Here is a 12,054-nt window from a genome sequence, read left to right on the forward strand (position 1 = left end):
TTAGCTAAGTGATAGATTACATTTTATGAGTACGAGAAAGCTTGTTTATAAGTTTAGGAAATATAGATGTTAGTTCCTGCTTCAAATGCTTCGTAAACGATGGATCTTTACCTGAAGTTGAAATAGTGACAACATATTCATCATGTCGGATGACACCAGGTGTGTGAAACGATGATTTTGTACCATCACTTACGACGTTAACCCACTGGAAATCATGGGCGGCCTGTTTGACCATCATATTTACAGCATGTTGATTTGTAGCTGCATAAATAAGATGAGCATCTTTAATATCATTATTACTAAAAGCTTTTTGCTTCCAAGTAATATAAGGAAGTTCCTTCATTTCCTCGCAAATTTCTGGGCTGATAACGGTGACAAAAGCGCCTGTATCCTTTAATCCGGCCGCTTTTCGATATGCGATTTTACCACCACCAACTATAACGACCACTTTTTTATTTAAATTAAACATAAGAGGGTACATGTTATACATATATGCATTCCTCCATTCGTTCTAATAATGTTAACTTCATGTATCTATCAAACTGAAGACAGTTACAAGTTGTAACGTGATCGTATTTTTTTGCATGCAATTTAATTTTTTGAAGTAATAATCCGGTAAAGAGAAGGTACGGCATGACATATACATGGGATGAAGTCGATGTTATAGCCTTGAGCTCAGCAGTAAAAGAGGGAGTTCCTTTCGTTAAAAAGGAGCACGATACTGGCATACTGAGTTTTCGTTCGACGGCTGCTCCGATTTGTTGTAATTCATGTAACGGCTGTGGATCACTACTGCCTCTCCCTACGAGTAAAACACTACTACCTTGCATTGGCATAGTTTCACGTATTCTTTTTACTACAAGTTCAACCATATGTGGATGTGTACTAAAAGGTTGTACAACTGAAAATGTTATATGTGGATATTGCTTTTGTATTTTCTCTATCTCAAAAGGAATATCACGTTTATAGTGAGCTGCTGCAAATAATAAAACAGGTACAATCATTATTGCAGTTGCACCCTCTAGTATTGCTTCTGTAACTGCATTCGAAATGGTAGGTGTCGTTAGTTCTAGGAAAGCTATTTTTTGAATCCGTTCGTTACGTTCTTTTATAACAGATTGAATAAAGTGAATGAATTGTTCGTTACCTTTTTGTAAGCGGCTCCCGTGTCCAACATATACAATTCCTTTCATCGTACCACCAAATCTTTCTTCATAATCATGTCTTGTAATTGCTCATCTACATTATGAAAACCGACTTTATTCGCATAGTGTAAAGTTGGAACGTCGGTATACGAGAATGGGAGAGTAAGAATATTGATAAAGCCTAGGCGTTTTATTTCTGCTAGAAACGTATCAATAGAAGCACGACCTTCAAATACAATGCTGTCCCATGAGAATTCAGAAAGCATACGGGAATGAATTTCATCGAAGCGATGATCAATTGTGTACTCATGAGTCATCATATAGGAACCAGCACCAATTTTTTCTTGAATAACAGCAATTCGGTTAATGTTTCGTCCTAAATAAATCGTTGAATTCGAAGAAAATTGCGCAGGTTTACTTAACAATCCATATTGCATAAGCTTTTCTTGAATAGAAAGGTTCATATACTGAAGCTCTGCCTGTAAGGAGCGAATATCTTTATGATATTTACTACATGATTGCACTAAGATGTCTACACTCTCAGCGGAACAAAATACAAGACGATCAACGTTAAAAATCTTATTAATTTGTTCAAAGGTTAATGTGTATTCTTTCTTTTGGAAAATTGGAATTTGATATATTTCTGCACCGGACTCTTGTAACATTTGCTTTATTGCGCTTTTTTTATTTGTTGCAGATGCAAGTAAAACTTTCTTGCCGTGCAATGGCTTGCGTTCTTTCCAAGAGATTTGATTACGTAAGGAAACAACATCACCAACAATTGTCATAGAAGGGTTAGAAATATTTTCGTCTTTGACGATAGAAACAATGGTGGACAGTGTCCCTGTGACTACACGTTGTTTACCAGTTGTACCCCATTCAATGACGGCTACTGGTGTATCTTTTTTCTTTCCTGCTTGTAGTAAGTTTTCACAAATTGTAGGTAAGTTTTTTATACCCATGTAGTAGGCGATCGTGTCGCTATTATAGGATGAATTATATTTTCCATGATCGGTTAAAGGGCCTTTTGCATGCCCAGTTAATAAAGTGATGCTATTACTGTAGTTACGGTGGGTGAGGGGGATACCTGCATAGCTACTAGCGGCGATGCTAGATGTAATACCTGGTACGATTTCATATGGAACGTTCGCTGCTGCTAAAGTTTCTGCTTCTTCACCAACGCGGCCAAAAATAGATGGATCTCCGCCCTTTAATCGGACAACGATTTTTCCTTCTTGTGCGAATTGAAGGAGGTGGGCGTTAATCATTTCTTGTCGCATAATATGATTCTTTGGCATTTTGCCGCAATACATAAGTTCACATGTTTCTTTTGTATAACTAAGAAAGAAAGGGTTTAATAAACGGTCATATAAAACGATATCTGCACGCTTTAAACAATCTATCGCTTTCTTTGTAATAAGCCCTTCATCACCTGGTCCTGCACCAACTAAATATACATATCCGTTCATAATCGCACCTCTTCTATTTTTATGTAAAAGGAAGCCAGAGGAGGCTTCCTTTCGTAAATTACATGTTTATATAAATGTCACCATCAATAACTTCTACTTCGTATGTTTGGATACAGCCGTCATCAGGTTTTTGCACTTCACCTGTTAGTAATGAAATTTTCCAATCATGCAGTGGACAAAAGACGAATTCTCCAGATACAATTCCTTCTGCTAACGGTCCGTTTTTATGAGGACAACGATTTTCTACAGCTCGAATATCTCCATTTGAAAGGCGGAATAGGGCGATAGACATACCATTCATTTGCACCTCTTTACCGATTTGAATAGGAAGGTCTTCCGCACGCATAACTTTTATTTTTTCTTTCGTTTGTATCATATAGATCACAGCTCCTTATTTCACAGTTTCTACTTCATACATCGCTTTTAATGATTTCGTTTCTAGTGCTTGTCCCCATGCTTCTTTATATGTGCCACGAGCTTTTTGGAAACGTTCATTTAACTTAGCGACCATATTTGCATCTTGCAGTATTTCTTTTATGTGATCGAAGCCTAAACGTTCTGTCCAGTAGGCAGTACGCTCTCCATAAATACCAGTTTCACGATAATATTGCATATAAGCTGTAGCGATGCGAAGGACATCATCTTCAGTAGGGACAATCATTACAAAATCAGCTTCGCGTACTTCCGTACCACCATTTCCGCCAATATAAAGTTGGTATCCATTTTCGACACAAACAACGCCAAAATCTTTCGTCAGTACTTCCGCACAGTTACGCGGACAGCCCGTTACACCCATCTTCATTTTATGAGGTGTATCTACCATTTCTAATGATTGTTCAAGCAACATACCAAGTCCTAATGAATCTTTCGTACCGAAACGGCAGAAGCGAGAACCAACACATGATTTTACATTACGAAGCGATTTTGAATATGCATATCCCGAAGTCATATGTAAGTCAGCCCATACGTTAGGTAAATCTTGCTTCTTAACACCATATAAGCCGATTCGGCTTGCACCTGTAATTTTCACAAGAGGAACATCGTACTTTTTCGCAACTTCAGCAATTTTCATTAAATCATCAGCTGTTGTAACGCCTCCGTACATGCGTGGAATAACAGAGAATGTACCATCGTGCTGGATGTTACCATTCATTCTTTCATTAACGAAACGGGACGATTTATCATCTTCATATTCTTCTGGAATCGCCATACGTAAATAGTAGTTTAAAGCAGGACGACATTTTGAACAGCCTTCTTCATGTACAAAACCAAGAACATTTCGTACTTCTTTTGGAGATTTTAAGCCTTTCTCGTGAATGGCCGCTACGACTTCATCACGGGATAAAGTTGTACATCCACACATACCGGCAGATTGCGCTGAGGCATCAAAAGCATCTCCAAGTGTATGAGATAAAACTTGTTCCACAAGCGGACGGCATTTACCACAAGAACCTGCGGCTTTCGTACAGCCCTTAACTTCTTCAAAAGTCGTTAACTCTTGTTCTAAAATGGCGTGAACGATTGTACCTTTCGTAACACCATTACATCCGCAAATCGTGTCATCCGCACTCATTGTAGCAACGTCAAGTGCACTTTCTTCACCAGCTTTGTGGAGAAGGGAAGCGGCTGTATATTCTTGTATATCCTCTTCTTTCTTTAACATGCTAAAGAGGCGTGTACCGTCAGCTGTGTCACCATATAAAACGATACCGACGACTTTATTGTCACGAATTAATACTTTTTTATAGGAACGTTTACATTCATCAAAGATGGATATTGCTTTCGTTTGGTCATCTTCATAAATTTGGCCAGCAGAGAATAAATCACAACCTGCAACTTTTAATTGCGTACCGACGATACTGCCCGTATATCCATCAGTTTGTAAATTCGTTATATGTTTTGCTAATATCGCACCTTGTTCATAAAGAGGAGCAACAAGTCCATATGCGATACCGTCATGTTCTGCACATTCTCCAACTGCATAAATGGATTCATCATTTGTTAGCATATAGTCATTGACTACAATACCGCGATTTACAATTAAACCAGCATCTTTTGCTATTTGCGTATTTGGGCGTATTCCGACAGCCATTACGATTAAATCACAATCTACAACTTCACCATCTTCAAATTGAATGCCCTCAACATGGTCTGTACCAAGAATTTTTACAGTTTTCTTTTCCATTAGAAATTGCATGCCTTGCGCTTCTAAATCTTCGCGTAATAGAGAAGCTGCTTTGGCATCTAGTTGTTGCTCCATTAAGCTTGGCATTAAATGAACGACATATACGTCCATTCCTAAATCAATAAGACCTCTTGCAGCTTCTAAGCCAAGTAATCCACCACCAATGACAACAGCCTTTTTCTTTTCATTAGCGGTATCAATCATAAATTGTGTATCTTCAATAGTTCGAAATCCTGTTACGCCAGGAAGAGTAGAACCTTCAACGGGCAAAATAAAAGCACTAGAACCTGTTGCGATAATTAGTTTGTCATATGTAAGAGTACGATTTTTTTCTGTGATAATTATTTTTTCTTCTCGGTTAATACTTTGAACCCTTTCATCTGTATACAAAGTTATTTCATTTTCCTCATACCAACTATATTCATTCATAATGATATCTTGCATATTTGTTTTGCCTTGTAAAACATGAGAGAGCATAATGCGATTGTAGTTTGGATGTGGTTCATCTCCAAAAATAGTAATCTCATATGAATCACTATCATGTTTTAATATTTCTTCCATACAACGTATGCCAGCCATACCATTTCCGATCATAACTAAACGTTTTTTCATTTTCGTTTCCCCTTTTTATGTGAAGTGTTGAACAAAGGATTATATTTCTATTATAGAAAATTTAAAAAGAGGGAGATGTGATATTTATCACATTTTTACAATGATTCACAAATTGTTAAAGTTCGGACTTATTCGAGAGGGATGTGTATATTCTTTACCAAATGAAAAAACAGGACATAAGTATTTACACTCATGTCCTGCACTTAATTTACACTCTCGTAATTGCACGTGGAAATAAAATGTTATTTTCTAAATGAATATGCTCAAATAAATCAGACTCTAGTGCTTCAAGGCGTTGGTAAACAAGTCGATAAGTGCCGCAAGCTCCTTCTGGAGGAGTAAAGTCATTTGTAACTTTACGAAGCTCTTTAATAATGTTGCCTGCGTGGTTATGTTCATTTTCCAACTCATCTACTACTTTACGTAACTTCACATAGTTTTCTTCAGTTGGATTTTGTTCAAATTCTAAAATTAATGGAAAATCTTCTGTTTCTTCTTTAATTAAATGTTGTTCTAGTTCCATCTTTAGTTCATGAAATAGCTTATGAATTTGAGCTAAATGAGGCTGACTTGCCCCATGAACACGTAATACTTTTGTCACATACGGACTTAATTGTGGCAACTCTTCATTTAAATAGCGATGATGCTTATTTATAACATAATCAATCAATTCGCGATAAGAAGCATTTTTCCAATCAATTTCAGATTCATTTAATCGTTTCATATTATTATAAAGCGTATTTAACTCTGTAAGCACTTCAGTAGCTGATAAATTTCTTTCATGAATTGCATCAATAAGCGGTTTATTGCCACCACAACAAAAATCTATTCTATATGATTTAAAAAGATCACTAGCTTTCGGGAATTGTGTAACGATCTCACCGACAATAGAAGTTTCAGTAAATGTATGTTTCATATGAACGCCTCCATAAAGTTTGAATGTAATTACTAAATTAAGAATAGCGATAAATGAAAATCAATGTGGTGATTGAAATCACTTATTATGTGTCATTTTTGAGAATAATAGTATGAAATTTATTTAAGAACACATCTAAATAAGAGAAAGGGATATTAAATGTAAGGCATTACAGTAAAAAAAGAAGCTTTTACTAAGCTTCTTTTTTATTACTATTATTCGCATGCAACTCCATCGCCGTCTCTATCTAGTTTACGACTATATCCTGGTTGATCTTTATATAGAGGAGCTTTCCCCGCAGCTCTAACTGCATCACAATTTTTGTAATATGCACTACTAGTATTTCCTGAGGTAGGTTGTGTTTGAGTTTGCTGTGCTTTTTGCTCTTCTTGTTGCTTACGAGCTTGTTCATCAGCCTGACGTTTTTGTTCTTCTTGTTGCTTACGAGCTTGTTCATCAGCCTGACGTTTTTGTTCTTCTTGTTGCTTACGAGCTTGTTCATCAGCCTGACGTTTTTGTTCTTCTTGTTGTTTACGAGCCTGTTCATCAGCTAGACGTTCTTCATCCTCTTGCTTACGAGCTTGTTCCTCGGCTAGACGTTTTTCATCTTCTTGCTTACGAGCTTGTTCCTCGGCTAGACGCTTCTCATCTTCTTGCTTTTGAGTTTTTTCGTCAGCCTCTTTCTTTTCTAGTTCTTTTTTCTTTTCGCTATCTTTTTGTTCTTCATTGTTAGAGGCAACTTTTGTACTAGTTGCTGTCGTTTTTTCAGAAGAAGGAGCTGAAATACCTAATAGCGCAACAAAAATGACAAATAATACGGCTGTAATAATAAATTGTTTTTTTGCTACACCTGTTTTCTTAATAACAGATAATATTGCAAGTACAAGGAAGAATATAAATAGAATGAAACTTAAAATAGCAAAAAATTCGATGACTGGGTGTTCAGATTTTGTTGTACCAGTCACTATTAATATAATTGAAATCATAAAAAGAATAACGGTAGGACGTCCATATTGTTTTGCTTTTCCATTTTTTTTAAAGAATGAAATGATACATAAGATTAAAAGAATAAAAGCAATAAAAAATAAAGCTGCACCAATATTACTCAAAATCGCCATTTTCATACCTCCATTTGTAAGATTTTTCTTATTGATTATATAGGAACTTATTGGATATTACACGTTTTATATAAATTTAGAAAATTAATATTTTTACTAGACTTATAAACATTTATTTGCATATAAGGGAAAATAGATATATTTACTATTACTTTTTGAAAGAGATTTCATAAATTATAGTATATCGATTGAAAGGAGGAGATTTGAATGGAATTTCAATTGTTGGTAACTTGTATATTACAAGAAGGTAATGCTTACTTTTTAGTAACGAAGGTAGACGATGTTATTACGTTAAAAGTACCGATTACTGCGGGAGTAGCAGGTTTATTTTTAGCTTTAGGTGTACCAAGATGTTCTTAATTTAAATATCTATAATAGAAGAGGAAGGGACATGCCTTTCTCTTCTATTATTACATAATATAATTATGTAAACTTTAATATCATATTTGTGATAGCACGTTTGAAATGGACATGCATATACTATAATGTTTCATTGGATGTTAGGGGTGGAAGGTAGTTTTAATAAGTGCATCCAGTGATGTTTTTAAGCTATGAAAATAAAAGAGGTGCTATTATATATGAAAAGAAAAACATTTGATATTCCAGTTACATTGCGAAGAGAGTGGTTTTTAATAGAGTTAGCTCATTTAACGAAAAAATATGGAATTGAAATTGCAACTAGCAAAATGGGTGCTGCACCGTTTTTAAGAGATCAAGTTACAGAATCAAAGATAGGGAAAGGGTTACAATACGATAAATATGATGATGAGTATATAATTGAAAATTAAAGGGTAACAACAAAATTAAATTAATTTATAACAAAATATAAAATAAAGCAGATTCTAAATATAGAATCTGCTTTATTATGAAATACTTCTAGTCAACTAACCTCTTTCTAGTGTTTTTCCTACATATTTCTCTTGCGTTATTCCAAAAGATTCACGAAGAATGCGAGCATAATCTTTAGATTCTATTGGTCGTTTATTTTTGGTGCCTTTAAAGGTTTCTGTGTAATTTTTATTTGTTAACGATATGTGACCATAAGTAGTTAATTTACAAGTGATAGCTCCTTTATTAAAAGGAGATTCTTTATGCTCTACAATCACTTTTTGAATGTTATTCACTTTTTTCTCATCTATTGGATCTAAAGTGAAAGCATAACCTATTTTCCATTCATTTGAAGGTTCAGATTGTAAGAAACTTGTAGATTCTCCGTTAGCTCCTTTTCTCATTTCTAAAATATGCGTACCTTTTCGAGTATTTCGTTTACGAATTCGATATTCTCCTGTTTGAGAGGAGATGGCTTCTCCTTTAAAAGGGACTGGATGTAAAGGGAGATGAGATGCAAAACCTGCATCCACAACATAATCTTTATTCTCATGACTTAATATGATAATGACATGACCATCATCGGGCTTCCATTTATTATCGTAAAGATCATAAACAGTACCGGCTACTTTGTATACTTGAAACCCACAATCAATTAAAAAATAATACAATAAGGAGTTTAATTCATAACAAAGTCCACCTCGTTTTTGAATAAGTAACTTTTCTATTAAGTTATCTTTTGAGATATTTTTAATAGTACCAGCCATAATATCAAGATTTTCATAGGGGAGAATCATTCCCATTTTTAATAAGATTTCATCTAAATCATCAAATGTTATTTCTTTTGCAGGAATTTTTAAGCGTTCAAAAAACTCCTTTTGTAAATTGGTCATCATAAAGTATTCTCCTTTCTTTTTACAGAATTTTCTTCTGCTCACCGATAGGTTAGTACTTCTACAAGGTTAATTCAAGTGCGCGGAAATTATCATAATATATGTTTCTGGAAATATGATTGTTTATTCGGAAATTTCAGTTTGATTTTTAATTGTAGGAAAGCCTTACAATATAGGGTCCTTTAAAATTATTTTGTATTTAATGAAAAGAAAGTACATATCTTTATTATGTTTTTAAATAACTAACTAGTAATAAAATGTTTTTTTACTAAAATTTTTTCAAGATTTGTATGCTTTATATAAACAATAATGATTTAAAAAATATCTGGATGTAGCGAAGTTAACAATTATTGAGAAACTTTTTTGTCGTATTCTATCAAAAGGAAGAGGTAGAAACAAAGAGAATAACGAGAGTTAAGGAAGAGGGTACACAACTAGTAACCTTCTAAAAATAGGGCTAACATCTTTTTAAAATCAAAGATTAGCTATTATTAAGGAAGGGAAAATATAAAATATTATAAAGAACACCTTCTTTCAAAAAAATAGGGGGAGTAATATGAGACTGATGAGAAGATGTGTGGCCTTACTAATTGTATTTTTTATCATGGCTCCAACGATTAGCACAAATGTACAGGCAGAAGTTGTAAAAGAGCTTGGAAAGGGGTTTCCTGACACAGAAGTATTTACACCTGGGGAATGGTTTTTAGGCCAAAAACCTGCTAATTATGATGAGAATAAACCACCAATTCTCTTTGTACAAGGAAGAAATGGTAATGCGGATAGTTGGTATGGAAAGACAGTATATCATGATATAAATGATATGTATGATTATGCTTTGAAAGCAGGCTATCAAACAGTGTTTATACAATTATATGATGCTGCGGGGAAAGGTTCGGCTAGTCAGTGGGATAACGGAAAACTGTTAGCACAAAAACTTGAAGAAATATATAATCATTTCGGTAAAAAAGTTAATATTGTAGCGCATAGTAAAGGTGGTATTGATACACAAGCCGCATTAGTTGAATATGATGCGAATCGATTTGTTGGAAATGTTATTACACTTGCTACACCGCATCACGGCTCAAATTTAGCAGATTTGTCATATAGTTGGTGGGCAGGGTGGCTAGCTTCTATATTAGGTCAAAAAGATGATGGTACGTACTCGTTACAAATAGGTGAAATGGCAAAGTTTCGTTCAACAATAGATAATAACCCAGCAGCTAAATTAAACCGTTACTATACGGCTACTGGGACTAGCTGGGGGCCAACATTTTCTGCATTATCTATGGGCGGGTTATATTTATCATCGTACGGTTCAAATGATGGACTAGTAAATGAATGGAGTGCGAAGCTATCGTACGGTACACATTTATTTACAGATTCCAGATTTGATCATGACAATATAAGAAAAGGATCAGCTGTTTTTACACGAATCGAACCATATTTACGTACGACAAATGTGGAATTACCAGCTTTAGTAGCATCCAGCACTAGTTCAAATGAAGATCTAGAACAATTAAATACAACTTCAAATCAAAATATTTTAGGAGGCGAATTACCACAAAATCAGTGGATAGAGCAAACCGTTACAGTTGATAAAAAAGCGGAAGGAATCGTTTCTGTACTAACTGCTTCTTCTGATGTAGAAGTACAAATGGTATCTCCAAAAGGAAAAATATATGCAAATAAAGATAGCGCTATAACTACTGGTGAAGGCGAATCTTTCTTTAATGGGGCGACAATTAGAACATTTAAGTTTGATAAATTGGAAGTAGGCGAATGGAAAATCAAAATGATGGCGAAGCAGTCGAAAGATGCATATTTAGTTGTAAGCGATTACAAGAATGACGCACCATTTGTTCTTCAAATACCTACAAAAGTTAAAGTAAATAAACCTGAGTATAAACTGAAAAAATCACCAATGGCACCTGAAATGAAAGGGGATCTTTCCATAACAGTAAGAGTCGTTAATAAAGAAGGTAAGTTAGTCTCTGAATTTAATGAATTACAAAATGTTAATACGAATACATTTACAGGTGCTTTGAAAGATATAAAACAACCGGGAGTATATAACGTTACGATGGATATAAAAGGGATGAATAAAGAAGGAAAACCATATAATCGTACGATTGTTAAGTCGGTTTATGTAGAGAAATAAGGAAGAATAAATAAGCATAATATAAAAGTGCAGAAATCTTGTGTTAGAAAGAATTCTGCACTTTTTTTGCGTGATGAGAGATAATAAAAGTCGAAGAAAACTGTTATTCAATAAAAAAAGATGCTGAAATAGCATCTGAATGTGAAGAAATAATATTAACTTAGTTTTGTAACTGTTAATTCAACTGAATTTATACCATTGTCACAAGTTACAATACTTTGACGATTAAAGCCACTATTATTTCTAAGTTGAAGAGTTGAATTAGCTGGCACTGTAACAATCGTTTCGCCAACGAGTTGAAGACATTCGTTATTTGATGAAGTATTCATTTGAATAGCGAAGTCACCTTGACTATTAGCAAGTGGATTGTTATTTAAAAATATAGTTATGACTGGGATATGTGGAAATACAGGATTTAAAGTAGTATTAATACTGGAAATGAACGAAACTCTATAATCACCAGCTTGTCTAAATTGTATAGTAGTAGGGTTTAGTAAGGAAACGCCTCCTGCTAAAGGTCCAACGTGATTAAATGGAAAAGGGTTGCCAAAAGGAACAGTTATAAATTCAGTTTGCCAAAAAGTTCCGTATGCAGGACAGCTTCGTTTATGTGAATGGTCACATGAACATTTTTTATTTGAACTGGAAGAAGATTTGCATGAGCATTTTTTATACGAGTTTGAAGAATGATAGTATGAACCCAATATATTACCTCCTATTCTTAATAAAT

At 34.5% G+C, this 12,054-nt stretch carries 12 protein-coding genes; 3 read left to right on the forward strand and 9 right to left on the reverse strand.

The window, feature by feature from the left end; genetic code table 11:
- Nucleotides 1-16: 16 nt before the first annotated feature.
- From ACYFX0_RS12600 to ACYFX0_RS12630, 7 genes are all read right to left on the reverse strand, one after another.
- Nucleotides 17-490: a precorrin-2 dehydrogenase gene (locus ACYFX0_RS12600; RefSeq protein WP_000282581.1), complete on the reverse strand. Its 474-nt coding sequence runs from the start codon at nucleotides 488-490 to the stop codon at nucleotides 17-19.
- Nucleotides 483-1,193: a sirohydrochlorin chelatase gene (locus ACYFX0_RS12605; protein WP_000676490.1), complete on the reverse strand. Its 711-nt coding sequence runs from the start codon at nucleotides 1,191-1,193 to the stop codon at nucleotides 483-485. Before ACYFX0_RS12605 ends, ACYFX0_RS12600 begins: the two co-directional genes overlap by 8 nt.
- Nucleotides 1,190-2,614: a uroporphyrin-III C-methyltransferase gene (locus ACYFX0_RS12610; protein WP_086398560.1), complete on the reverse strand. Its 1,425-nt coding sequence runs from the start codon at nucleotides 2,612-2,614 to the stop codon at nucleotides 1,190-1,192. The genes ACYFX0_RS12605 and ACYFX0_RS12610 overlap by 4 nt, the downstream gene beginning before the upstream one ends.
- 58 nt (nucleotides 2,615-2,672) lie before the next feature.
- The gene (gene nirD, locus ACYFX0_RS12615; RefSeq protein WP_000616697.1) at nucleotides 2,673-2,990 is read right to left on the reverse strand and encodes a nitrite reductase small subunit NirD; all 318 of its coding nucleotides are present in this window, start codon (nucleotides 2,988-2,990) and stop codon (nucleotides 2,673-2,675) included.
- A gap of 15 nt (nucleotides 2,991-3,005) precedes the next feature.
- A complete protein-coding gene (gene nirB, locus ACYFX0_RS12620) occupies nucleotides 3,006-5,411 on the reverse strand; it encodes an NADPH-nitrite reductase large subunit (protein WP_149185552.1) in 2,406 nt (801 codons plus the stop codon).
- A gap of 208 nt (nucleotides 5,412-5,619) precedes the next feature.
- A complete protein-coding gene (gene ric, locus ACYFX0_RS12625) occupies nucleotides 5,620-6,327 on the reverse strand; it encodes an iron-sulfur cluster repair di-iron protein (RefSeq protein ID WP_000683171.1) in 708 nt (235 codons plus the stop codon).
- Nucleotides 6,328-6,542: 215 nt separating this feature from the next.
- Nucleotides 6,543-7,445, reverse strand: a complete 903-nt coding sequence (locus tag ACYFX0_RS12630; protein ID WP_097808004.1) for an excalibur calcium-binding domain-containing protein — start codon at nucleotides 7,443-7,445, stop codon at nucleotides 6,543-6,545.
- Nucleotides 7,446-7,652: 207 nt separating this feature from the next.
- Here ACYFX0_RS12630 and exsG point away from each other — a divergent pair, with 207 nt between their 5' ends.
- The gene (exsG, locus tag ACYFX0_RS12635; protein WP_000395679.1) at nucleotides 7,653-7,805 is read left to right on the forward strand and encodes an exosporium protein ExsG; all 153 of its coding nucleotides are present in this window, start codon (nucleotides 7,653-7,655) and stop codon (nucleotides 7,803-7,805) included.
- Between the two features lie 218 nt (nucleotides 7,806-8,023).
- A complete protein-coding gene (locus tag ACYFX0_RS12640; protein WP_000824195.1) occupies nucleotides 8,024-8,233 on the forward strand; it encodes a hypothetical protein in 210 nt (69 codons plus the stop codon).
- A gap of 96 nt (nucleotides 8,234-8,329) precedes the next feature.
- On the opposite strand, the gene ACYFX0_RS12645 is transcribed toward ACYFX0_RS12640, so the two are convergent.
- Nucleotides 8,330-9,169: an arylamine N-acetyltransferase family protein gene (locus ACYFX0_RS12645; RefSeq protein ID WP_000988895.1), complete on the reverse strand. Its 840-nt coding sequence runs from the start codon at nucleotides 9,167-9,169 to the stop codon at nucleotides 8,330-8,332.
- Nucleotides 9,170-9,722: 553 nt separating this feature from the next.
- Between ACYFX0_RS12645 and ACYFX0_RS12650 the strand changes: the two genes are divergently transcribed.
- Nucleotides 9,723-11,324, forward strand: coding sequence for an esterase/lipase family protein (locus ACYFX0_RS12650; RefSeq protein ID WP_001238696.1), 1,602 nt, complete (start codon nucleotides 9,723-9,725; stop codon nucleotides 11,322-11,324).
- Between the two features lie 155 nt (nucleotides 11,325-11,479).
- Here ACYFX0_RS12650 and ACYFX0_RS12655 read toward each other — a convergent pair whose 3' ends face one another.
- Nucleotides 11,480-12,028 (reverse strand): hypothetical protein, encoded by a 549-nt coding sequence (locus ACYFX0_RS12655; RefSeq protein ID WP_000536156.1) that lies wholly within the window; start codon nucleotides 12,026-12,028, stop codon nucleotides 11,480-11,482.
- Nucleotides 12,029-12,054 lie beyond the last annotated feature (26 nt).

Source organism: Bacillus sp. NEAU-Y102 (assembly GCF_054788175.1).

Bases quoted from the DNA above. Each gene is read 5' to 3' on its own strand.
- ACYFX0_RS12600 (WP_000282581.1), bottom strand. From the start codon at position 490: ATGTATAACATGTACCCTCTTATGTTTAATTTAAATAAAAAAGTGGTC.
- ACYFX0_RS12605 (WP_000676490.1), bottom strand. From the start codon at position 1,193: ATGAAAGGAATTGTATATGTTGGACACGGGAGCCGCTTACAAAAAGGT.
- ACYFX0_RS12610 (WP_086398560.1), bottom strand. From the start codon at position 2,614: ATGAACGGATATGTATATTTAGTTGGTGCAGGACCAGGTGATGAAGGG.
- nirD (WP_000616697.1), bottom strand. From the start codon at position 2,990: ATGATACAAACGAAAGAAAAAATAAAAGTTATGCGTGCGGAAGACCTT.
- nirB (WP_149185552.1), bottom strand. From the start codon at position 5,411: ATGAAAAAACGTTTAGTTATGATCGGAAATGGTATGGCTGGCATACGT.
- ric (WP_000683171.1), bottom strand. From the start codon at position 6,327: ATGAAACATACATTTACTGAAACTTCTATTGTCGGTGAGATCGTTACA.
- ACYFX0_RS12630 (WP_097808004.1), bottom strand. From the start codon at position 7,445: ATGGCGATTTTGAGTAATATTGGTGCAGCTTTATTTTTTATTGCTTTT.
- exsG (WP_000395679.1), top strand. From the start codon at position 7,653: ATGGAATTTCAATTGTTGGTAACTTGTATATTACAAGAAGGTAATGCT.
- ACYFX0_RS12640 (WP_000824195.1), top strand. From the start codon at position 8,024: ATGAAAAGAAAAACATTTGATATTCCAGTTACATTGCGAAGAGAGTGG.
- ACYFX0_RS12645 (WP_000988895.1), bottom strand. From the start codon at position 9,169: ATGATGACCAATTTACAAAAGGAGTTTTTTGAACGCTTAAAAATTCCT.
- ACYFX0_RS12650 (WP_001238696.1), top strand. From the start codon at position 9,723: ATGAGACTGATGAGAAGATGTGTGGCCTTACTAATTGTATTTTTTATC.